Source organism: Achromobacter xylosoxidans A8 (genome assembly GCF_000165835.1).
Taxonomy (GTDB): domain Bacteria; phylum Pseudomonadota; class Gammaproteobacteria; order Burkholderiales; family Burkholderiaceae_B; genus Achromobacter; species Achromobacter xylosoxidans_B.
Genome location: NC_014640.1, coordinates 338,458 through 360,153, shown reverse-complemented (window position 1 = coordinate 360,153; position 21,696 = coordinate 338,458). Strand labels below are relative to the sequence as shown.

Genomic DNA, 21,696 nt, shown 5'->3' with positions numbered 1-21,696 from the left:
CTGCAATAATGGCACATTATGCCCTCCCCAATCCCGAACATCATGTCTACCCAACAGGCTTCCACCCGCATCACCCCCAGCATCCTGTCGGCCGACTTCGCCCGCCTGGGCGAGGAAGTCCGCAACGTCGTCGCCGCCGGCGCCGACTGGATCCACGTGGACGTGATGGACAACCACTATGTCCCCAATCTGACCATCGGCCCAATGGTGTGCGCGGCCATCCGCCCCCACGTCCAGGTGCCGATTGACGTGCATCTGATGGTGGAACCGGTGGACGACCTGGTGCCGATGTTCGCCAAGGCCGGCGCCGATTACATCAGCTTCCACCCGGACGCCAGCCGCCACGTCGACCGCACGCTGTCACTGATCCGCGAAAACGGCTGTAAGGCCGGCCTGGTGTTCAACCCCGCCACCCCGCTGTCCTACCTGGACTACGTGATGGACAAAATCGACCTGATCCTGATCATGTCTGTAAATCCAGGCTTTGGCGGCCAGAGCTTCATCCCCGGCGCGCTGACCAAGCTGCGCGAGGCGCGTGCCCGGATCGACGCCTGGATGCAGGCCGGCGGCCAGGAAATCGTGCTGCAAGTGGACGGTGGGGTGAAAATCGACAACATCGCCGAAATCCGCCGCGCCGGCGCCGACACCTTCGTGGCCGGCTCCGCCATTTTCGGCAAGCCGGACTACGCCGGCATCATCAAGTCCATGCGCGACCAGATCGCCATCGGCGAAACCACCGCCATCTAAGCCTCGGGAACCGACATGACCGCTTTTCGCGCCGCGCTGCTAGACCTGGACGGCACCCTGCTGGATTCGATTCCCGACCTGGCCTTCGCGGCCAACGCCATGCGCGTGGAGCTGGGCATGTCGCCGCTGCGCGAAGACGTGGTGGCCACCTTCGTCGGCAAGGGTGTGGACAACCTGGTGCGCCGCAGCCTGGCCGGCAGCCTGGACGCCGCCGACCCCACTGCCGCCGAGTTCGATGTCGCCCGCGCCGCCTTCTATCGCCATTACCACCTGTCCAACGGCGAGAAAGCGCAGATCTACCCCGGCGTCATCGAAGGCTTGAAGCTCATGCGCGAGCAGGGCCTGAAGCTGGCGGTGGTGACCAACAAGCCCACCGAATTCACTCTGCCGCTGCTGCAGCGCACGGGCCTGGCGGGCTTTTTCGACGCCGTGGTCTGCGGCGACACCTGCGAGCGCCGCAAGCCGGATCCCGACCAGGTGTTGCATGCCTGCGACTTGCTCGGCGTTGCCGCGGAGGAAGCCGTGACCATCGGCGATTCGGTCAATGACGCCCAGGCGGGCCGCAGCGCGGGCACCCAGGTCCTGGTGGTGCCTTATGGCTACAACGAAGGCCGCGACGTGCGCGAGCTGGATGTCGATGGTATAGTGGACACGCTAGTCGCTGCCGCCGAGTGGGTCGTGATCTGGAATCAAAACCGGAACGCGGCAAAAACAGGCTCCTGAATACCTGGCGGCTCACCGCAAATTCAATACTGAACAAAGCTCAATGAACGTTTCCATCCAGAACCAAATGCTCGGCGCCTCGTGGCGCTGGTGGCGTTTGTCTTCCGGGTGGCGATGATCCCTCCCGGCCCTGGACGCGTATGCCGCCTAGTGCCGTAGCTGTGTAAAACACAGAGCCAAGCCCGGAACCAGTAACCTGGACCGGGCTTTTTTGTTGTGCGCCTGGTCCGAAAGCAGATAAATCGCTCACGAGACCCGACATGACCGAAATCGAATTCAAGGCCCTCGCCGCACAAGGCTACAACCGCATCCCGCTGGTCGCCGAAACCTATGCCGACCTGGACACCCCGCTGGGCATCTACCTGAAGCTGGCGCATGCCGGCCCCCAGGGCGGGCGCATGACCTGCCTGATGGAATCGGTGGTGGGCGGCGAGCGCTTCGGCCGCTATTCCTTCATCGGCCTGCCGGCCCGCACGGTGATCCGCGCCAGCGGCACCCGCACCGAAGTGCTGCATGACGGCAAGGTCGCCGAGACCCACGACGGCGATCCGCTGGCCTTCATCGAGCAGTACCAGAGCCGCTTCAAGGTCGCCCTGCGCCCGGGCATGCCGCGCTTCTGCGGCGGCCTGGCGGGCTATTTCGGCTACGACACGGTGCGTCACATCGAGCCCTGCCTGGGCCCCGCGGTCAAGCCGTTCCCCGCCGGCATGGAAGGCGGCACGCCCGACCTGATGCTGATGCACGTGGACGAGCTGGTCATCGTCGACAACCTGGCCGGCCGCATCTACCTGATGGTCTACGCCGACCCGAGCCAGCCCGAGTCTTACAGCCGCGCCCAGCAGCGCCTGCACGACCTGCGCGCGCGCCTGCGACGCCCCGTGGAAATCCCCTACAGTCACGCCAGCATGCAGACCGAAGAGCGGCGCGACTTCAAGAAGGAAGACTATCTGGCCGCCGTGCACCGCGCCAAGGAACACATCGCCGCGGGCGACCTGATGCAAGTGCAGATCGGCCAGGTCATCGCCAAGCCCTTCCGCGATTCCCCCCTCTCCCTCTACCGCGCCCTGCGGTCGCTCAATCCCTCCCCCTACATGTACTTCTGGAACTTCGGCGACTTCCAGGTGGTCGGCGCGTCGCCGGAGATCCTGGTGCGCCAGGAGCGCGTGGTGGAAGACGGCGAACCCAAGTCGCAGATCACCATCCGTCCCCTGGCCGGCACCCGCAAGCGCGGTGGTACCCCCGAGGAAGACGCCGCCCTGGCCGCCGAACTGAAGGCCGACCCCAAGGAAGTGGCCGAACACGTGATGCTGATCGACCTGGCGCGCAACGACGTGGGCCGCGTGGCCCAGGTGGGCTCGGTCAAGGTCAGCGACACCATGGTGATCGAACGCTATTCGCACGTGATGCACCTGGTGTCCAACGTCACCGGCACGCTGAACCCGGGCATGAGCAGCATGGACGTGCTGCGCGCCTCCTTCCCCGCCGGCACCCTGACCGGCGCGCCCAAGGTCGAGGCCATGAAGATCATCGACGAACTCGAACCTGTACGCCGCGGCATCTACGGCGGCGCGGCCGGCTACCTGAGCTACGGCGGCGAAATGGACGTGGCCATCGCCATCCGCACCGGCGTCATCAAGGACGGCACGCTGTACGTGCAGGCCGCCGCCGGCATCGTGGCCGACTCCAACCCCGAAGCCGAATGGGCCGAAACCGAAGCCAAGGCCCGCGCGGTGCTGCGCGCGGCGGAGCAGGTGCAGCACGGCCTGGACGAGCCCATCTGAGGCCCCGCCCCCAACCGGACATATCCGGGCCGCCGGGCGGCCCTAGAGGAGAATTAAATGCTGTTGATGATCGACAACTACGACTCTTTCACCTACAACCTGGTTCAGTACTTCGGTGAACTGGGCGAGGACGTGCGCGTGGCGCGCAACGACCAGATCACGCTGGAAGAGATCGCCGCCATGAATCCGGACCGCATCTGCGTGTCGCCCGGCCCCTGCTCCCCCGCCGAGGCGGGCATCTCGGTGCCCGTGATCCAGGCCTTCGCCGGCAAGAAACCCATCCTGGGCGTGTGCCTGGGCCACCAGGCCATCGGCGCGGCCTACGGCGGCGACATCGTGCGCGCGCAGCAGATCATGCACGGCAAGACCGTGCGGATCTCGCATACGGGCACGGACATCTTCACCGATCTGCCCACCCCGTACACCGTGATCCGTTACAACTCGCTGACCATAGACCCCGCGACCCTGCCCGACTGCCTGGCCGTGACCGCGACCGCGCCGGACGGCGACATCATGGGCGTGCGCCACAAGACCCTGCCGCTATACGGAGTACAGTTCCATCCCGAGTCGGTGCTCAGCGAGCACGGCCATGCCCTGCTCCGCAATTTCCTGAACCTCGCCTAAGAAGGACGCATCGTGACGATTTCCCCCGCCGAAGCGCTGACGCGCTGCATAGAACACCGCGAAATTTTCCACGACGAAATGCTGCATCTCATGCGCATGCTGATGCGCGGCGAAATGTCGCCGCAGATCGCAAGCGCCCTGCTGATGGGCCTGCGCGTGAAGAAAGAGACCATAGGCGAGATCACCGCGGCCGCGCAGGTCATGCGCGAGTTCGCCACGCCCGTGGTCACGCCCAACCCCGCCGACCTGCTCGACATGTGCGGTACCGGCGGCGACGGCAGCCATACCTTCAACATTTCCACCACAGCAATGTTTGTGGCGGCCGCCGCCGGCGTGCCGATCGCCAAGCACGGCAACCGCAGCGCCTCGTCCTCCAGCGGCAGCGCCGACGTGCTGGAAGCGCTGGGCGCCAACCTGGTGCTGACGCCCGAGCAGGTGGCCGAGTGCATCCAGGCCACCGGCATCGGTTTCATGTTCGCGCCCGCCCACCATGGCGCCATGAAGAACGTGGCCGCCGTGCGCAAGGAGCTGGGCGTGCGGACGATCTTCAACATCCTGGGCCCGCTGACCAATCCGGCCGGCGCCGCCAACCAGCTGATGGGCGTGTTCCATCCCGACCTGGTCGGCATCCAGGTGCGCGTGCTGGAACGCCTGGGTTCGCGCCACGTGCTGGTGGTGCACGGCAAGGACGGCATGGACGAGGCCTCGCTGGGCGGCGCCACCCTGGTCGGGGAACTCAAGGACGGAAAAATCCTCGAATATGAGATCCATCCCGAGGACTACGGGCTATCCATGATGTCCAACCGAAGCATCAAGGTGTCCAATCGCGAACAATCGCGCGAGCTTGTCATAGAGGCGCTCGAAAATGTCGAGGGCACCGCCCGCGACATCGTCGCGCTCAATGCGGGACTCGCCATCTATGCTGGCAATAAAGCCGATTCCATTCCCGAAGCCTTAGCACTAGCATTCGAATTGATCTCCACCGGCGCGGCGCGAGCCAAGCTGGAAGAATTCTGCGCATATACCCGGAAATTCCTGAAATGAACGATATTCTCGCGAAGATCCTCGCCGTCAAGGCCGAGGAAGTCGCCGCCGCTCGCCAGATGCGCAGCGAAGCCGAAGTCCTGCGCGAAGCACAGGCGCGGCAGGACGTGCGTGGCTTTGCCCAAGCCATCGAAGACAAGATCTCGCAAGGCAAGGCCGGCGTCATCGCTGAAATCAAGAAAGCCTCGCCCTCCAAGGGCGTGCTGCGCGACCCCTTCAATCCCCCGGAAATCGCCTCCACCTATGCGGTGCACGGCGCAGCCTGCCTGTCGGTGCTGACCGACGTGCAGTTCTTCCAGGGTTCCCACGACCACCTGCGCCAGGCGCGCGCGGCTTGCTCGCTGCCGGTGCTGCGCAAGGACTTCGTGATCGACCCGTACCAGATCATCGCCGCGCGCGCCATGGGCGCGGACTGCGTGCTGTTGATCGTGGCCGCGCTCAGCCCCGCGCAACTGCGCGACTATGAAACGCTGGCGATGGAGCTGGGCATGGACGTGCTGGTGGAAGTGCACGACGCCAAGGAACTCGACATCGCGCTGACCCTGAAGACGCCGCTGCTCGGCATCAACAACCGCAACCTGCGCACCTTCGAGACCAGCCTGTCGAACACGCTGGACCTGCTGCCCCGGATTCCCGCGGGCAAGCGCGTCGTGACCGAAAGCGGCATCCTCAAGCCCGAAGACGTGCAGCTGATGCGCCAGCACAAGGTCGATGCCTTCCTGGTGGGCGAAGCCTTCATGCGCGCCAAGGATCCGGGCGCGGAACTTGCGCGCCTGGTGGGCTAGGCAAAAAAGCTATCTTGCGCGCGGCGAGGCCAGCGCCGCAGCGCGCCGGTACAGCGTGCTGCGGTGCACGCCCAATGCGCGCGCCGCGCGGCTGACGTTGCCGCCGTGAGCGGCCAGGGCGTCGCGAATCGCAGCGTCCGTCATGGCTTGCAGATTTGCCGGATCAGCCTCTGCGCCCGCGGGTTGCGGCGCAGCCGCCGCGCCGCGTATGTCGGCGGGCAGCATGTCGGCGTCAACCATGCCCGCCGGCCCCGCCAGCACGTGCAGCGTGCGCAGCACGGCCACCAATTGCCGGTAGTTGCCGGGCCACGCGTACGCCACCAGGATCGCTTCGATATCGGGCGGCAGGACCGGCCCCGCACCTTGCGCCGCCCACAGGCCGCGCAGCAACTCCAGGCGGTCGGCGCGCGCGCGCAGCGGCTCCAGCGTGACGGTGTATTCGGCGATGCGGAAGTACAGGTCCGGGCGCACCGGCGCATCGGGCCCTTCGTGCGCCAGCGGCCGGTGGGTCGCGCACACCAGCGCGAAGTCCACGGACACCGGCCGCGCCGCGCCCAGCGGCGAGACTTCGCGCGTCTGCAGCACGCGCAACAGGCGCGATTGCAGCATCAGCGGCATGTCGCCGATCTCGTCCAGGAACAGCACGCCGCCATGCGCCTGGCGCAGCAACCCCTTGCTGCCCTGGCGGCGCGCGCCGGTGAAGGCGCCGTCTTCGTAGCCGAATAGTTCGGATTCGATCAGGCTTTCAGGCAGCGCCGCGCAGTTCACCGCCACGAACGGCCCGGAGGCCCGCTTGCTGCGCGCATGCAGCTGGCGCGCGAACACTTCCTTGCCCACGCCGGTTTCGCCCTGCAGCAGGATGGATACGCCCGCGTCCGATAGATGCACGGCGCGCGCCAGCGCGCCCAGGGTCGCGGCATCGAAATTCGGCGCGGCAGGGCGCGGGCCCGCGGCGGGCGGCAGCAGCGGCCGTGCCGGCGCCTGCGGCGCGCGCGAGCGCGGCCAACGCAGACGCGCGTGGTACACGGCGCCCGATCGCGTCAGCACCCTGCCGGCCGCGTCGGGGCAGCGCTCCATCTCGCCGTCGAACACGTCGGCGTAGCGGTACACGCCCAGGGCGGTGGGCGCCAGGCCCAGCGCTTGCAAGGCGCGGCGGTTGGCTCCGATCAGCAGGTCGCCCTGGAAGGCGAGCAGGCCTTCGCCCGGCGCGCCCAGTCCGGAATGGTCCACGTGCAGCCGCAGCACGGCGTGCTGCTCGTAGGCTTGTTCAAATAAACGGTGCTCGATCAGGTCCACGGCGGCGCGCACCAGTTCCAGCACGTCGGGGCGGAGATCGCGGGCCGGGCTGGACAGGTCCAGCACGCCCAGCGTGCGGCCTTCGCTGTCGGTAATGGGGACGGCGGCGCAGGTCAGGATGCGGTTGGGTTCGAAATAGTGTTCCGCGCCATGCACGGCGATGGGCCGGCCTTCCACCAGCGCGGTGCCGATGGCGTTGGTGCCTGCGGCCGCTTCGTCCCAGGGCGCGCCGGGCATCAGCGCCACGCGCGACGCGCGCTGGGCGAAACCGGTGTCGCCGTCGGAATCCAGCACCAGGCCTTGCGCGTCGGACAGGATCACCAGGCCATCGCTACCGCCGGCCTCGCGGCGCAACATGGACATGGCGGGTTCGGACAGCCGGCGCAGCGCCTCATTGCGCTGCTGGGCCTCGCGCAGTTCGCCCTGGGTCATGAGCTCGGCGCGGCGCACCCCGCGCATGTCGAAGCCCAGGTCGGCGCAGCGCCGCCACGATCGCAGGATGGGCTCGGCGACCATGCCGCCGGGCACCGCGCCTTGCTGGTTGAACAGCAGGCGCGCTTGCGTCAGCGCGTGCTGACGGGAATGAGTGGCCATGCATGTCTCCTGGGACAGGCGTTCTGCGACACCTGTTCCGCGACGATGTCGCAAAAAGCGACAGGGAAGGCCCCCACGCCGCACCCGCTGCGCGGGCTTGCTGCCCCCCCAAGGGGGCTGGCCCGCCTTGGGACGGCCCGGCGGCGGGCCGGCCCTCGAGGGGCTCTGCTGCCTATTGCCCGTTCTGAAACCTACTTTCGCATGCAAGCCGCGGGCTGTCCAGCGGGGAAGCCCCGACTGGCACGCTCCTTGCTTGATACAGGACAGGCAGCCGACTGCCGCTATCCCACAATACCGGAGACAAGCATGGACATCGCGACCCGCATCACCCCCGACTCCTACGGCACGCGCCTGGACCTGAAGACCCAGTACGACAACTTCATCGACGGCAAGTGGCAGAAGCCCGCCGACGGCGAATACTTCGACAACGTCACACCGGTCACGGGCCAGGTGCTGACGCGCAATGCGCGCTCGAAGGAACGCGACATCGAACTGGCGCTGGACGCCGCGCACCGCGCCGCGCCTAAATGGGGTGCAACCCCGGCCGCGCAGCGCGCCCACATGCTGATGCAGATCGCCGATGTGATGGAGGCGAACCTGGAGCGCCTGGCCACGGCCGAAACCTGGGACAACGGCAAACCCATCCGCGAAGCGCGCGCCGCCGACATTCCGCTGGCGATCGACCACTTCCGCTATTTCGCTTCTTGCATCCGCAGCCAGGAAGGCGGACTGTCCGAGATCGACAGCGACACGGTGGCCTACCACTTCAATGAACCGCTGGGCGTGGTCGGCCAGATCATTCCGTGGAACTTCCCCATCCTGATGGCGGCGTGGAAGCTGGCGCCGGCCCTGGCCGCGGGCAATTGCGTGGTGCTCAAGCCCGCCGAACAGACGCCGCTGGGCATTCTGCTGCTGATGGAACTGATCGGCGACATCCTGCCCGCCGGCGTGATCAACGTGGTCACGGGCTTCGGCCTGGAAGCCGGCAAGCCGCTGGCCTCGAACAAGCGCATCGCCAAGATCGCCTTCACCGGCGAGACCACCACCGGCCGCCTCATCATGCAGTACGCCTCGCAGAACATCATTCCGGTGACGCTGGAGCTGGGCGGCAAGTCGCCCAACATCTTCTTCGCCGACGTCGCCGCACAGGACGATGATTTCCTCGACAAGGCGGTCGAAGGCTTCGTCATGTTCGCGCTGAACCAGGGCGAGGTCTGCACTTGCCCCAGCCGCGCGCTGATCCAGGAGTCCCTGTACGACAAGTTCATGGAGCGCGCCCTGAAGCGCGTGGCCGAGATCAAGCAGGGCAATCCGCTGGACGCGGACACCATGCTGGGCGCGCAGGCTTCCACCGAACAGCTGGAGAAAATCCTGTCGTACCTGGACATCGGCAAACAGGAAGGCGCCGACGTGCTGGCCGGCGGCTCGCGCGCGCAGATGCAGGGCGCGCTGGAGGGCGGCTATTACGTGCAACCCACGGTGTTCAAGGGCCACAACAAGATGCGCGTGTTCCAGGAGGAAATCTTCGGGCCGGTGGTGGCCGTGACGACCTTCAAGGATGCCGACGACGCGCTGGCCCTGGCCAACGACACGCTCTACGGCCTGGGCGCGGGCGTGTGGTCGCGCGACGCCAACACCTGCTACCGCATGGGACGCGCGATCAAGGCGGGCCGCGTATGGACCAACTGCTATCACGCCTATCCGGCGCATGCGGCATTCGGCGGCTACAAGCAATCCGGCATCGGGCGCGAGAACCACAAGATGATGCTCAACCACTATCAGCAGACCAAGAACCTGCTGGTGAGCTACTCGCCGAAGAAGCTGGGTTTCTTCTGACCTGCTTGTGTTCCGGCGCCGGGCCGCGAGGCCCGGCGCGCCTCAAAGGAGCCTGACATGGCAGAGCAAACGCCGCGCGTGGTCGCCACCGATGAGGCGCGCAGCCTGATCGAGACCCTGTGCGCCAAGCATGGCCCGCTGATGTTCCACCAATCCGGCGGCTGCTGCGACGGCAGTTCGCCCATGTGCTACGCGCAGGGCGAATTCATGGTGGGCGGTTCGGACGTGCTGCTGGGCGAATTGGAGGGCTGCCCGTTCTACATGGGCGAGGACCAGTTCGCCTATTGGGAGCACACCCAGCTCATCATCGACGCCGTGCCCGGCCGGGGCGGCGCCTTCTCGCTGGACAGCGCGGAAGGCAAACGCTTCCTGCTGCGTTCGCGGCTGTACTCGGACGAGGAATGGGCGCGGGTGGCGCCCGTCAGCAGGGGCTAGCCTGCCCCCCCTGAGCAGATTGCGCGCGGGGCCCTAGCGGCCCCGCGAGCCTCTATGCGGACTGCCCTTGTCCGGCGTGCCGGCATCGACAGCCTGTTTCCACTGGAACGACACGCGCCGGATGCGCGCGGCTCGGAATTGCGTGAACGAACGGCCGCCCGGCATGGGCGCGCCGCGATAGGCACTGCTGGCGTTTTTCATTGCTGAAAGTGGCGTGAGGAAAAAACTTGCGCGGGCGGCGGCTCAGGGGCGCGCGGCGGACGAGGTCCAGGCGCTGGCGGGCGCCACGCGGCGAGTCCATTCCAGCGCATCTTCTAGGCGGTCGTTGCCCCAGAACATCTCGCCATCCACGAAAAAAGTCGGCGCGCCGAACAGGCCCAGGTTGCGCGCCTGGTCTACCTGGCCGCGCAGCGCTTCCTTGGCGGCTTCGGACTTGCCGCGGGCGATCAGGGCATCGGCGTCCAGGCCCAGGTCCGTCAGCAGTCCGTGCACCACGTCCTCGGACTGGATGTCCAGGTCGCGCTGGAAGTTGGCGCGAAACACCGCCACGCAGAAATCGCGGCCCCAGGGCTCGTCCTGGCCCAGCAGCGCAATGCGCGCGGGCAGCACGCTCATGCGCGGAAACAGGCGTGGACGGTTGTAGACCAGGCCGTACTTTTCGGCCAGGCGGGCGATATCGCGCATCATGTAGGCGCCCTTGCCCGGGAACAGCCGGAACGGCGTGTCGTTCCAGCCCTGGGCCTGGAAGATCGGGCCCAGCAGAAAGGGCCGCAGATCGACCCGGACCGCGGCCTCTTGCGCCAGGGCGTCGATGCGCTCTATCGCCAGATAGCTGTACGGGCTGGCGAAATCGAACCACATCTCGATGCGGGGCGTATCGGGCAGAGGCGCGGTCATGACTAGGGCTCCGAGGCTACTGGGAAATTAGCGCGACCTGCGCATCCGGCAGGCCGCTGAGAACGACATCGCGATCGCTGCCGACGGTGATGGAATCACCGGCTTGAAGCACGCTGTCATCGAAGCGCTGGTATTCGGACAGCCACAAGGTGCCGGCGTGACACACGATGCGGACGCCCAAAGCGTGTTTGAGCAGCATAGTCGAGCCGTCGGCCAGACGGAATGACATTCCCGCAGTGCAACATACCTGGATCATGGCGTACCCCTGGGCCGCGGCGGCGGCGATCGCGGCGGATTGCGGGGCTCTGCGCCCCTTACCCGTCGTCTGAGTCTTATTGGACGCCCGGGAGGTACTATTGCTCAAGCGACATTTCCGTCCGATACGCATGAGTTTTACGAATGCCATATCCGCTGGCCAAACTCCCGCCGCTTGATCTGGTCCGAGGCTTCGTGGCCGTGGGCCGCCGCATGAGCATCACGCTGGCCGCGCAGGACCTGCATGTGACGCAGTCGGCGGTGAGCCGCCAGATCCGGGCGCTGGAGGCCCATCTGGGCGTACCGTTGCTGGTGCGCGGCTTCCGCAGCGTGTCGTTCACATCCGAAGGCGCGCAGCTGTTCCGCATGGCCGACGTCTGGCTGAGCCAGCTGGGCGACCTGACCGAGCAGCTGCGCGCGCCCGAACGCCGCACGCCCGTCACCGTCACCACCACCATAGGCGTGGCCTCGCTGTGGCTGCTGCCGCGGCTGGGGGACTTCCAGGCGGCGTATCCGCACATCGACGTGCGCGTGGCGGCCGACAACCGGCTGATCGACATCGACCGCGAAAGCGTGGACATCGCCATCCGCTACAGCCTGCGCGACGGCGTGCCGGACAGCGCGGCCTGGCTGTTCGGCGAAGCGGTGGTGCCGGTGGCCCACCCCTCGCTCAAGGCCCGCCTGCTGGATGCGGAAGAATTGCAGCGCCATGTGCTGCTGGAATTCGACGACCCGACGCGTCCCTGGCTGCAATGGTCGGAATGGCTGAACGCACGCGGGCTGGGCCGGGCACCCGCCCGGGGCATGCTGCGCTTCAACCAGTACGACCAGATCGTGCACGCGGCACTGGCGGGCCACGGCATCGCGCTGGGACGGCTGGCGCTGATCGCGCCGATGCTGGCGGACCAGCGCCTGGAGGCCGTCGGCGGCCAGGCCGCCAGCGCCACCGAGCACGCCTACTGGCTGGTGCGCAATACGCGCCGCGCCACGCCCGACGCCGACGTCGTCACGCGCTGGCTGATGGAACAGGCGCAAGCCACCGCGCGCGACCTGACCGCGTAGGCGCCCCCGCCCCCCGGACGCCGCGCTACAAAATCCATACAGATCTTCATAACTTGGGACTGCTGTTCCAGTAGATTGCGGCGCGTGTCCGTAACCCTGCTCCCAAGATGTTGATGAGGCTTTTCCGTTCGGCGTCGGGGTGGCAAGACTGGCTCGCCAACTTTCAGCGTTCCTGCCTGGTCCTGCTGGCCCCCTGGCTGATCAGCGTGCTCGCGCAAAGCGCCGGGCGCGGCTACCTGCTGCTGCGCCATGCGGCGCCGGGGACCTATGACGCGCTGCCCCAGGACGTGCGGCGCAGCCTGACGACCGGGCTGCTGTTCGACATCAAGGTCGCCAGCATTGCCTGTGCGGCACTGCTGCTGCTGTCCATGGCGGCCGCCGCCAAACCCGGTTTGCAACAGCGCTGGCAACACTGTCTGCCGGGGCTGGGCGCGGTCATGGCGATGCTGTTCACGGCCATCACGATCGTCAGCGTCTTCTACTTCGCCACATTCTCGCGCTCGATCGACATTTTCGTGTTCGGTTTGGTCGACGACGACACCCACGCCATCCTGATGACCCTGTGGCACGGCTATCCCCTGGCGCAGGCCGGCCTGCTGCTGGCGGCGGTGCTGGCCGGCACCTGGTGGCTCGGCCGCCGCTGGCGCGGCCGGGTGCAGCGCATGCGGTTCAAGCGTCGCCCATTCGCGCCCAGCCTGGTCCGGTTCGTACTGATCATCGCCGTCACCGTGCTGGCCTGTAGAGGCTCGCTGGGCAGGTTTCCGCTCAACAAGGACGACACCAGCATTTCGTCGCTGCGCCTGCTCAACGATATTGCGCCCAACGGCATATCGGCCTTTTCCTGGGCCCTGTCGGATCGCGGCAACGACAAGCGCTTCGAACCCGTCACCGCGCGCGAAGGACGCCTGCTCTACGAGCGCTTCCTGGGCTGGCCGGACGACGGCCTGCGGCCCTTCATGGCCGCAACCGGCCCCAATCCGGCGGCCGCGGCGCAGCCGCCCCACGTGGTGCTGCAGGTCATGGAGAGCATGGGCGCGCATCTGAACGCCTATGACCGTCCCGGCCGCGACCTGCTCGGCGCGCTGCGGCCGCACTGGCGCCAGGACTGGGTATTCGAGCGCTTCGTGGCCGAAGGCAACGGCACCATCGAATCGTTGAGCCTGCTGCTGGTGCGCAGCCCGATTGCCGCCGTCGGCCAATCGTCGGCGGCGGATACGCCCTTCGCCAGCAATGCCTTCACGCCTTTTCTGCAACGCGGCTACCGGGTCGTCTTCGTCACGTCCGGCGCGGCCACCTGGCGCAACCTCGGGACCTTTGCCACCAAACTGGGCGCGCACGAATTCGTGGACCAGCAAACCCTCAGGGCGCGCTATCCCCAAGCACCGACCGGAACCTGGGGCGTGCCCGACGAGTACATGTTCCGCTACATCGAGGAGCGGCTGGCGCAAGGCACCGAGGATGGCCTGCCGCTATTCATCGTGGCCTTGTCCACCACCCACCATCCCCCGTTCATCGTGCCGGAAGGCGGCCAGCGGGGTGGTCTGCCCCTGGATGACGTGGCCAGCCTGCCGTATTTCAAAAGCTGGAATACGCTGGCCGCCGCTTTCGACACGCTGCGCTACGCCAACGACCAGTTGGGCGGCTTCCTGACGCGCCTGAAAGGCTCGGCCAACGCGTCACGCACCATCGTCGCGGTAACCGGCGACCACAACATCCTGGGCATCGACTATCAGGACCCGAAGGACGCGGCGCTGGCGCGCGCCGTGCCGTTCTATCTGTACGTGCCGCCGGCCTATCAAGCGCAGGCGCGTTACGACCCGGCGCGCGTGGGCAGCCACAAGGACATCCTGCCCACGCTGTATCACCTGAGCCTGCCGCAGACGCCCTACTTCCGCAGCGGTTGCAACCTGCTGGCCGCGCGGCCCGACCCGGCCTGGTGCTTCGGCTTCAACAACGGGCACGTGATGCTGACGGATGAAGGAGCGTTCCGGCCGGACAAGCCCGGCCGCATCTTGCCCTGGGCAGGTCCGTCGGGACTGGCGCTGGAGGCAGAACAGGACGCTACGGCCGAGCAATGGGCGGAGCAGGTACGGCTGAACGCCTATCCGCGGCTGCTGCACTGGCAGATCAACTACCAGGTGCAGGAGCTGGGCCGCACAGGCCAGGCGCGCTAGCCCATGGGAAGCCAAGGCTTCAATCGACGCGCACTTCCGGTTCGCCCGCGCGCATGTCGCCGATGACGGCCGCCTGGTCAAAACCGTGCTGGCGGAACAGGTCCAGCACCGCCTGCGCGGCATCCGGCGTACACGCCACCAGCAGGCCGCCCGCGGTTTGCGGGTCGGTCAGCAAGGCGCGCTCGGTGTCGCTCACGCCCTCGCCCAGACGCACGGACGCGCCATAGGAGGCCCAGTTGCGGCCGGATGCGCCGGTGATCACGCCGTCCGCGGCAAACGCCTGCACGCCGGGCAGCCAGGGCAGCGCATCGCGCCGCACATGCGCGGTCAGTTGCGCGCCGCGCGCCATCTCCAGCGTGTGTCCCAGCAGGCCGAAACCGGTCACATCGGTGATGGCGTGCACGCCTTCCATGGCGGCCAGCGCCGGACCCGGCCGGTTCAGGCGCGTGGTCTCGGTGATCATGGCGCGGTAGCCGGCGTCGTCCAGGCGGTTCTTCTTCAGCGCGGCCGACAGGATGCCCACGCCCAGCGCCTTGCCCAGGATCAGCACGTCGCCGGCGCGCGCATCGGCATTGCGCTTGATGCGGCCGGGATGCACCAGGCCCATCGCCGCCAGCCCGTAGATGGGTTCGACGGAATCGATGCTATGGCCGCCGGCCACGGGTATGCCAGCGTCCTTGCAGACCGCTTCGCCACCGCGCAGGATGTCGGCGATGACACTGTGCGGCAGCACGTTGATCGGCATGCCCACGATGGCCAACGCCATGATGGGCGTGCCGCCCATCGCATAGACGTCCGACAGCGCGTTGGTCGCGGCGATGCGGCCGAAATCGTAGGGATCATCGACGATGGGCATGAAGAAGTCGGTGGTGGCGATCAGCGCCTGCTCGTCGTTCAGCCGGTAGACCGCCGCGTCGTCGGCGGTCTCGGTGCCCACCAGCAGATCGGGATAGCTGACCGCCGGGCCGAAGCGCTTGAGCAGCTCGGACAGCACGCCGGGCGCGATCTTGCAGCCGCAGCCGCCCCCGTGCGAAAGCGAAGTCAATCGCGGCACTGCCGCGCTGGCAACATCCTGGGTGGTCATCTGAATCTCCATTGGTCAGTGGAAAAGGATAGCACCGCCCCCGGGATTGGCCCTATGATGATCCGGCAGCATGCAGCAACGGACGGCCGCCCGGCCCCGGGCGCACCGACAGCCAATCTTCACCGTGAGTGAGGGCTACATGGATCGCCGACATTTTCTCCGTTTCTCGGGCGCCCTGTGCGCCGCCAACGCGGCACTGCCCAGGGCGGCGCGCGCGGATCTCGCCCCCGTCAGCGCCGACTGGCGCGCCTTCGAACTGACCACCGACATTACCGTGCAGGACCCGGGCGCGCATGCGCGCATCTGGATTCCGGTTCCCTACGCCACGGACACCGCCTACCAGCGCGGCGCGCAAAGCAGCTGGCAGGTCAGCGGCGGCGGCAGCGCGCAGCTGACGCAGGCGCCCGGCTATGGCGTGCAGATGCTGGCCGTGCAATGGCCGGATGCGCAAGCGCCACGCAGGGTCACCGTCACCAGCCGCTTCCAGACCCGCAACCGGCGGGTGGACCTGAGCCAGCCTCCCGCTGCCGGCATCCCGCAGGAAAGCGCGGCGGCGCTGCGCGAATTCCTGCAGCCCACCGCGTTGCTGCCCACCGACGGCATCGTCAAGAGCACTGCCGACCAGATCACCCGCGGCCATCGCGGCGATCTGGCGCAGGCCCGCGCCATCTACGAATGGGTCGTCGAGAAGACCTGCAGGACCGCGTCCACCCGGGGCTGCGGCGTGGGCGACGTGCGATACATGCTCACGGCCAACGATCTGAACGGCAAATGCGCCGACATCAACTCCCTGTTCGTCGCGCTGGCCCGCGCCGCCGGCATACCCGCCCGCGACGCCTACGGCCTGCGCGTGGCGGACTCCGAGTTCGGCTACAAAAGCCTGGGCAAGGCGGGCGACGTCACCAAGGCGCAGCACTGCCGCGCCGAGTTCTATGCCGCCGGCTACGGCTGGGTGCCCGTGGACCCGGCCGACGTGCGCAAGGTCATGCTGGAAGAGCCTCCCGGCGAGCTGCCGCTGACCAACGCCAAGGTGCGCGCCGCGCGCGTCATGCTGTTCGGCGCCTGGGAGATGAACTGGGTGGCCTACAACCATGGCCACGACGTGGTCCTGCCCGGCGCCGCCCATGGCCCCGTGCCTTTCCTGATGTATCCCAACGGGGAAACCGCGGCCGGCCGGTTGGACAGCCTGGATCCCGACAGCTTCAGCTACAAGCTCATCGCCAAGCCGATTGCCATCTGAGTCCAACCCAGGGGACCCGCCATGATCAGCCGCCGCCTACTCCTGCAGTCCGGCCTGTCGCTGGCGGCCCTGCCCTGGTTTGTCCGGGCCGCCAGCGACGATGCGCTCAAGAAGGCCACCGGTCCGGACTGGGCTCCCTGGACCTCAGCCACCCCGCCCCTGGCCTTGCCCGACCTATCCGGCCGCGAGAAAAAGCTCTCCTCCTGGCGCGGCAATGTGCTCATCGTCAGTTTCTGGGCCACCTCGTGCGAGCCCTGCCGTGACGAAATCCCCATCATGTCCGCCATGGCCAAGCGCCATCGCGAGGAAGGCTTGCGCCTGGTGGCGGTGAACGTCGGCGATTCGGCGGCCAAGATCAGCACCTTCCTGGCGAAGTGGCCGGTCGCCGGCACCGTGCTGCATGACAGGAACAGCACGGTGTCGAAACAATGGGACGCGGTCGGGCTGCCCGCGAACTATCTGGTGGATCGCGGCGGATCCATCCGATATTGGCACCTGGGGCAACTGGACTGGAAATCGGACCGCGTGGGCGGCGTGGTGACGGGGCTGCTGCGGGCCTAGCCCGCGGGCGCCGCGAGAAGGATGGCGGAAGGCAGCAGGAGTCGAACCTACCTGGGAACGTCTGACGTCCCCAACTGGGTTTGAAGCCCAGCCGTGCCACCGGGCACGAATGCCTTCCATGGTGGCCGCTCATGATACCGGTTACTGCGTCAGGCGCGTGCTGCCGTAGGCGCTTTCCTGGCGCAGCACGTGCGCATCGCGCACCCGCCGGGTGTAGCCCACGCGGTCGAAGAACTCCAGGATCTGGATCGCGCGTTTCCTGCCCAGGCCGGTGGCGTCACGGAACGCTGCGGCGTTCAAGCCTGCCGGCTGCGCCGTCAGGCCTTGCGCCAGCGCCGCCAGCCCGGCCACCTGATCGCGGTGATAGAACAAGTCCTTCACCACCTGGGCCACTTCGCCGCGCCGCAAGAGCTTGCGCAGCAGCTGCCGCACGCGGTCCTCGGGCTCGCCCAGCGTACGGGCCAGGTCGCGCACCCAGGGTGGGTCGAAGGCGCCGGCCGCCAGCAGGGGCAGCAGGCGCTCGGCCAGCGCCGACTCGTCGGGCGCCAGGGTCGCGGTATGGCCGGGCAGATGCAGCCAGGGGCCGTTGCGCACGATGCGGCCGTCGCGCTGCAGATCGTCCAGCACCGCCAGCCACAGCGCATCCGGGCCGACGGGCATGGCCATGCGGCGCAGGCGCGAGCCGTCCGGCCCCGGCTCGTCGGGCGCGCCTTGGTGGAACGCCGCCAGCGCCTGCTCCACGCGGACGCGCATTGCGTCCCAATGGGCCGCAAGAATCAGGGTACGCGGCGCCTGCGGCGTGCGCGCCTCCAGCCATAGCGCGCCATGCGGCGCGGGGATTTCAGCCATGGGCCGACCGGTCAGTCGCTGCAAGGCGTCTTCGTCCAGGCCCAGCGCGGCATGCTCCAGCACCGGATGCAGGCCGGCGCCGTCCAGCATGGACGACATAGCCTGCAGCCACTGCATGCGCGCGGCGGAACGGCGCTTGCGGTCTGGCGCGTTCGGATCCAGTACCCGGCCGCCGCCCACCGTGCGCGTGGCCTGCGCGTTGCGCACGATATAACGGTCGCCCGGCATGACGCAGACCGGTTCGTCGAACACCAGCTGCACCCAGCCGGACTGCCCCGGCGCCAACGACTCCGCGCTTAGCGGCACCACATGCGCGACGTGGCGCGCCGCGCCGATGTGCACGTGCAGCGGCGCCCAGGCGCGCACCGGCGCATCGGCAGATGCCAGCAGCGTCAGCGCCACATCGACATGGCGCGACGGCAGGAAGCAGCGCGCATCCGCGATCCAGTCGCCGCGGGCAATGGCGTTCTTGTCCATGCCCGCGAGATTCAAGGCGCAGCGCTGGCCGGCCGCGCCGGTCTCGCTGGGCTGGTTCTGGGCGTGGATGCTGCGTACCCGCACGCGCGTGCCGGCGGGCATCAGCCGCAGATCGGCCGCTTCGTCGCCGGCGCGGGCCAGCCCGGCATGGGCCGTGCCCGTCACTACCGTGCCGTGGCCAGCGAGGGTGAACACGCGGTCGACAGCCAGTCGGAACAGGCCGGCGCCATCACGGCGGCGCATGGTCTGCGCCTGGGCGTCCAGGTGCGCTTTCAGTTCCGCCACGCCCGCATCGCCAGACTGCGACGCGCACACCGCGTACAACGGCGCGTCCTGCAGAAAGGTGCCAGCGGCAAGCTCCGCGATCTCGGCGCGCACCGCCTGCAGCCGCGCGGCGTCGGCTCGGTCGGTCTTGGTCAGCGCCACCGCGCCGCGCGCCACGCCCAGCAAGGCCAGGATGGCCAGGTGCTCGCGCGTCTGCGGCATGACGCCGTCGTCCGCCGCCACCACCAGCAGGCCGAAATCGATGCCGCTGGCGCCGGCCGCCATGGTGTGCACCAGCTTCTCGTGGCCAGGCACGTCGATGAAGCCCAGCACGTCGCCGTTGGGCAAGGGCGTGTAGGCGTAGCCCAGCTCGATCGAAATCCCGCGCGCTTTCTCTTCCTTGAGCCTGTCGGTGTCGACGCCGGTCAGCGCCCGCACCAGCGTGGTCTTGCCATGGTCGATATGGCCGGCGGTGCCGATGATCATGCCTGCTCCGCCAGATGCGCCAGCTGCGCGGCAAAGTCCGCTTCGTCGCGCGCTTCCAGGCAGCGCAGGTCCAGCCACAAGGCGTCGTCGGCGATGCGGCCGATCACGGGCACGGGCAGGCGGCGCAGCCGCGTCTCCAGCTTGTCCAGATGGCGTCCCGCGCGGCCGCTGCCGGTGTAGCGCACGGCCAAGCCGTAGCTGGGCAATTGATCCACCGGCAAGGCGCCGCTGCCGATCTGGCTGAACATGGGCACGGCTTCGACCGCGTACGGCTCGCCCGCCGCGTGCGCCAGAGCGCCGCGCAGACGTTCGGCCTGCGGCTGGATGTCGCGTTGCGGACGGGTCAGCAGGCGCAGCGTGGTCAGCCGCTGGGCCAGGAATTCCGGCGCGCGATACAGGCCCAGCACCGGCTCCAGCGCCGCCAGGGTCAGCTTGCTGACGCGCAAGGCGCGCTTCAGCGGGTTCTTCTTGATCTTGCGGATCAGATCCTTGCTGCCCACCAGCAAGCCAGCCTGCGGACCGCCCAGCAGCTTGTCGCCGCTGAAGGTGACCAGGTCGGCGCCGGCCGCGATGGTCTCGCGCACGGTGTCTTCCTTGGGCAGGCCGAATTGCGTCAGGTCAACCAGCGTGCCGCTGCCCAGGTCCACGGTGGCCGGCAGGCCGCGCGCATGCGCCAGGGCCGCCACTTCGGCCACGCTCACGCTTTTGGTGAAACCGGTGACCGCATAGTTGCTGCAATGCACCTTCATCAGCATCGCCGTGCGCGGGCCGATGGCATTTTCATAGTCGGCGGCGTGGGTGCGATTGGTGGTGCCGACTTCGACCAGCTTGGCGCCGGCGCGCTTCATGATGTCGGGGATGCGGAACGCGCCGCCGATCTCGACCAGTTCGCCGCGCGACACCACCACTTCGCGCCGGTCAGCCAGCGCGTTCAACATCAGCAGCACGGCCGCGGCGTTGTTGTTGACGACGGTGGCGGCCTCGGCCCCCGTCAGTTCGCATAGCAGGTCGTCGATCAGGTCGTCGCGGTCGCCGCGCCCGCCGGTGTCCAGATCGAATTCCAGATTGGCGGGAGTCGTGAGCGCGCGCAGCACCGAGGCCACCGCCTCGTCGGGCAGCAGCGCCCGGCCCAGATTGGTGTGCAGCACGGTGCCGGTCAGGTTGTACACCGCCCGCAACTTCGGCTCGGCGGCGCGGGCCAAGGCCGCGGCCACGCGCGACGCCACGGCATCGGCATCGAGTTCCTGGCGCGGCAGCCCGCCGGCCCGCGCGCGCTCGCGCATCGCGTCCAGGTCGCGGCGCAGGGCCGCCACCACCTGGGTCCTGCCATGCTGGTCCAGCGCGGCTTGCATGCCCGGCGCGTTCAGCAGCCGGTCCAGGGAAGGAATGTCGGAGACCGCGGCCGCGCCGCCATCGGGCGTATGCGCAGCCATGCTATTCCTCCGATCCGTGCCACAGCAGCGGATTGCCGCTGGCCCGCGAATAGCCGGCCTCGCCGACCAGCACGTCCAGCATCAGGCTGGCCAGGTCGTCGGCCACGGGCTCCACCTGCAGGTCCTTGTCCTGGTAGAAGATCTTGCGGTAGGTATGGCAGTGGTCGCAGGTTTCGGCCTTGATGGCGGGCGTGCGGCCTTCGATGGCCTGGTAGGCCACCGACTCCACGTCTTCGCAGTGCGAACACTTCACCCGCACCATGTGCCATTGGGTCGCGCACAGGCTGCAGCACAGGTAGCGGTAGCCTTCGAACTGCCCGCCCACGCGCACCACGCTGGCCACCGGCAGGCTGGCGCACACCGGACAGACGCCGAAGGGACTGGCCACCGGCAGCTGCTTTTCATCGAAACGGCTGGCCAGGTCGGTCCAATAGACCTGCAAGGCCGCCATCACGAAAGGCGCCGCGGCGCCGTCGACGCCCTGGTCCTGTTCGGACAGCACGGCCTCGGCCAAGTCCTCCAGCGACTCCGGGTTCTCGGCCAGCGCGCGGCGCAAGGTGGCGCAGACCTCGACGGCCTCAGCCGGCACGTCCTTGACGCCGGCCACGTGGTCTATCAGTTGGCCCAGTATGCCGCGCCACAGGGGATCGCGCGGCCAGCCCACCGCCTGCAGGGGCGGCATGCCATGCGCCTGCGCCAGCGAAATGCGTTCTTCGGACGCTTCGGGCGCTGCGCAATCCTGCAAGGCGCGGTGCTGGGCGTCGACCAGATGCGCCATCAGCAGCAGGTAGTCGGCTACCGGGCTGTCCGCCGCCAGCTGCCGCAACCGGGCCGCGCGCATGGCGAACACCGACCCGCGTTCCGGCAGGCTGACACGGGGGATGCGGTTGTGGTCTAGCGCTTCGATCTCGCCGCGCGGAAGAATTCGCTGCACTTGCGTCTCCAGATAAAAAACACGGCTGCCAGCCTTCAAGGAGAAGGATAGCAGCCGTTGGGCGGGTATGTGAGGGCCGGGAGAAGGCCCCATTTGCCGCAGAGCAAGCGGCACG

19 protein-coding genes and 1 tRNA gene are annotated in these 21,696 nt (G+C 67.9%); 12 read left to right on the top strand and 8 right to left on the bottom strand.

Annotated elements, in window-relative coordinates; translation table 11 throughout:
• Positions 1-18: 18 nt before the first annotated feature.
• The 6 genes from rpe to trpC all read left to right on the top strand — a co-directional run bounded on the left by rpe (position 19) and on the right by trpC (position 5,704).
• Positions 19-747: a ribulose-phosphate 3-epimerase gene (rpe, locus tag AXYL_RS01705; protein ID WP_013391099.1), complete on the top strand. Its 729-nt coding sequence runs from the start codon at positions 19-21 to the stop codon at positions 745-747.
• 15 nt (positions 748-762) lie between these two features.
• Entirely contained in the window at positions 763-1,470 is a 708-nt protein-coding gene (locus AXYL_RS01700) for a phosphoglycolate phosphatase (protein ID WP_013391098.1), read from the top strand.
• 260 nt (positions 1,471-1,730) lie between these two features.
• Complete coding sequence (gene trpE / locus AXYL_RS01695) at positions 1,731-3,251, top strand: anthranilate synthase component I (RefSeq protein ID WP_013391097.1); 1,521 nt, start codon at positions 1,731-1,733, stop codon at positions 3,249-3,251.
• Positions 3,252-3,308: 57 nt separating this feature from the next.
• Positions 3,309-3,875, top strand: a complete 567-nt coding sequence (locus AXYL_RS01690; RefSeq protein WP_013391096.1) for an aminodeoxychorismate/anthranilate synthase component II — start codon at positions 3,309-3,311, stop codon at positions 3,873-3,875.
• A gap of 12 nt (positions 3,876-3,887) precedes the next feature.
• The gene (gene trpD / locus AXYL_RS01685; RefSeq protein WP_013391095.1) at positions 3,888-4,919 is read left to right on the top strand and encodes an anthranilate phosphoribosyltransferase; all 1,032 of its coding nucleotides are present in this window, start codon (positions 3,888-3,890) and stop codon (positions 4,917-4,919) included.
• A complete protein-coding gene (gene trpC / locus AXYL_RS01680; RefSeq protein ID WP_013391094.1) occupies positions 4,916-5,704 on the top strand; it encodes an indole-3-glycerol phosphate synthase TrpC in 789 nt (262 codons plus the stop codon). Before trpD ends, trpC begins: the two co-directional genes overlap by 4 nt.
• A 9-nt stretch (positions 5,705-5,713) precedes the next feature.
• Here trpC and AXYL_RS01675 read toward each other — a convergent pair whose 3' ends face one another.
• Positions 5,714-7,594 carry a sigma-54-dependent Fis family transcriptional regulator gene (locus AXYL_RS01675; protein WP_013391093.1) on the bottom strand — a complete coding sequence of 627 codons (1,881 nt, stop codon included), beginning with the start codon at positions 7,592-7,594 and terminating at the stop codon, positions 5,714-5,716.
• Between the two features lie 306 nt (positions 7,595-7,900).
• Here AXYL_RS01675 and adh point away from each other — a divergent pair, with 306 nt between their 5' ends.
• On the top strand, positions 7,901-9,430 hold the full coding sequence (adh, locus tag AXYL_RS01670; RefSeq protein ID WP_013391092.1) for an aldehyde dehydrogenase: 1,530 nt from the start codon (positions 7,901-7,903) through the stop codon (positions 9,428-9,430).
• 57 nt (positions 9,431-9,487) lie between these two features.
• Complete coding sequence (locus tag AXYL_RS01665; RefSeq protein ID WP_013391091.1) at positions 9,488-9,865, top strand: DUF779 domain-containing protein; 378 nt, start codon at positions 9,488-9,490, stop codon at positions 9,863-9,865.
• Between the two features lie 243 nt (positions 9,866-10,108).
• On the opposite strand, the gene AXYL_RS01660 is transcribed toward AXYL_RS01665, so the two are convergent.
• Positions 10,109-10,762 carry a 2-hydroxychromene-2-carboxylate isomerase gene (locus tag AXYL_RS01660; protein ID WP_013391089.1) on the bottom strand — a complete coding sequence of 218 codons (654 nt, stop codon included), beginning with the start codon at positions 10,760-10,762 and terminating at the stop codon, positions 10,109-10,111.
• Between the two features lie 16 nt (positions 10,763-10,778).
• Complete coding sequence (locus tag AXYL_RS01655; protein WP_237709971.1) at positions 10,779-11,126, bottom strand: DUF2917 domain-containing protein; 348 nt, start codon at positions 11,124-11,126, stop codon at positions 10,779-10,781.
• Positions 11,127-11,161: 35 nt separating this feature from the next.
• Here AXYL_RS01655 and AXYL_RS01650 point away from each other — a divergent pair, with 35 nt between their 5' ends.
• A complete protein-coding gene (locus tag AXYL_RS01650; RefSeq protein ID WP_013391087.1) occupies positions 11,162-12,079 on the top strand; it encodes a LysR substrate-binding domain-containing protein in 918 nt (305 codons plus the stop codon).
• 113 nt (positions 12,080-12,192) lie between these two features.
• A complete protein-coding gene (locus AXYL_RS01645) occupies positions 12,193-14,253 on the top strand; it encodes an LTA synthase family protein (protein ID WP_049797896.1) in 2,061 nt (686 codons plus the stop codon).
• A gap of 19 nt (positions 14,254-14,272) precedes the next feature.
• Here AXYL_RS01645 and selD read toward each other — a convergent pair whose 3' ends face one another.
• Complete coding sequence (gene selD, locus AXYL_RS01640; protein ID WP_013391085.1) at positions 14,273-15,337, bottom strand: selenide, water dikinase SelD; 1,065 nt, start codon at positions 15,335-15,337, stop codon at positions 14,273-14,275.
• A 139-nt stretch (positions 15,338-15,476) separates the two neighbouring features.
• Between selD and AXYL_RS01635 the strand changes: the two genes are divergently transcribed.
• Positions 15,477-16,577 carry a transglutaminase-like domain-containing protein gene (locus tag AXYL_RS01635; protein ID WP_013391084.1) on the top strand — a complete coding sequence of 367 codons (1,101 nt, stop codon included), beginning with the start codon at positions 15,477-15,479 and terminating at the stop codon, positions 16,575-16,577.
• 21 nt (positions 16,578-16,598) lie between these two features.
• Positions 16,599-17,138, top strand: coding sequence for a TlpA disulfide reductase family protein (locus tag AXYL_RS01630; protein WP_013391083.1), 540 nt, complete (start codon positions 16,599-16,601; stop codon positions 17,136-17,138).
• A 22-nt stretch (positions 17,139-17,160) separates the two neighbouring features.
• Here AXYL_RS01630 and AXYL_RS01625 read toward each other — a convergent pair.
• The 4 genes from AXYL_RS01625 to fdhE form a co-directional block, all read right to left on the bottom strand.
• Positions 17,161-17,256 (bottom strand) — tRNA-Sec (locus AXYL_RS01625).
• A 23-nt stretch (positions 17,257-17,279) separates the two neighbouring features.
• Complete coding sequence (gene selB / locus AXYL_RS01620; RefSeq protein WP_013391082.1) at positions 17,280-19,214, bottom strand: selenocysteine-specific translation elongation factor; 1,935 nt, start codon at positions 19,212-19,214, stop codon at positions 17,280-17,282.
• The gene (gene selA / locus AXYL_RS01615; protein ID WP_013391081.1) at positions 19,211-20,647 is read right to left on the bottom strand and encodes an L-seryl-tRNA(Sec) selenium transferase; all 1,437 of its coding nucleotides are present in this window, start codon (positions 20,645-20,647) and stop codon (positions 19,211-19,213) included. Before selA ends, selB begins: the two co-directional genes overlap by 4 nt.
• Before the next feature lies 1 nt (position 20,648).
• Positions 20,649-21,581, bottom strand: coding sequence for a formate dehydrogenase accessory protein FdhE (fdhE, locus tag AXYL_RS01610; protein WP_013391080.1), 933 nt, complete (start codon positions 21,579-21,581; stop codon positions 20,649-20,651).
• Positions 21,582-21,696: the final 115 nt, after the last annotated feature.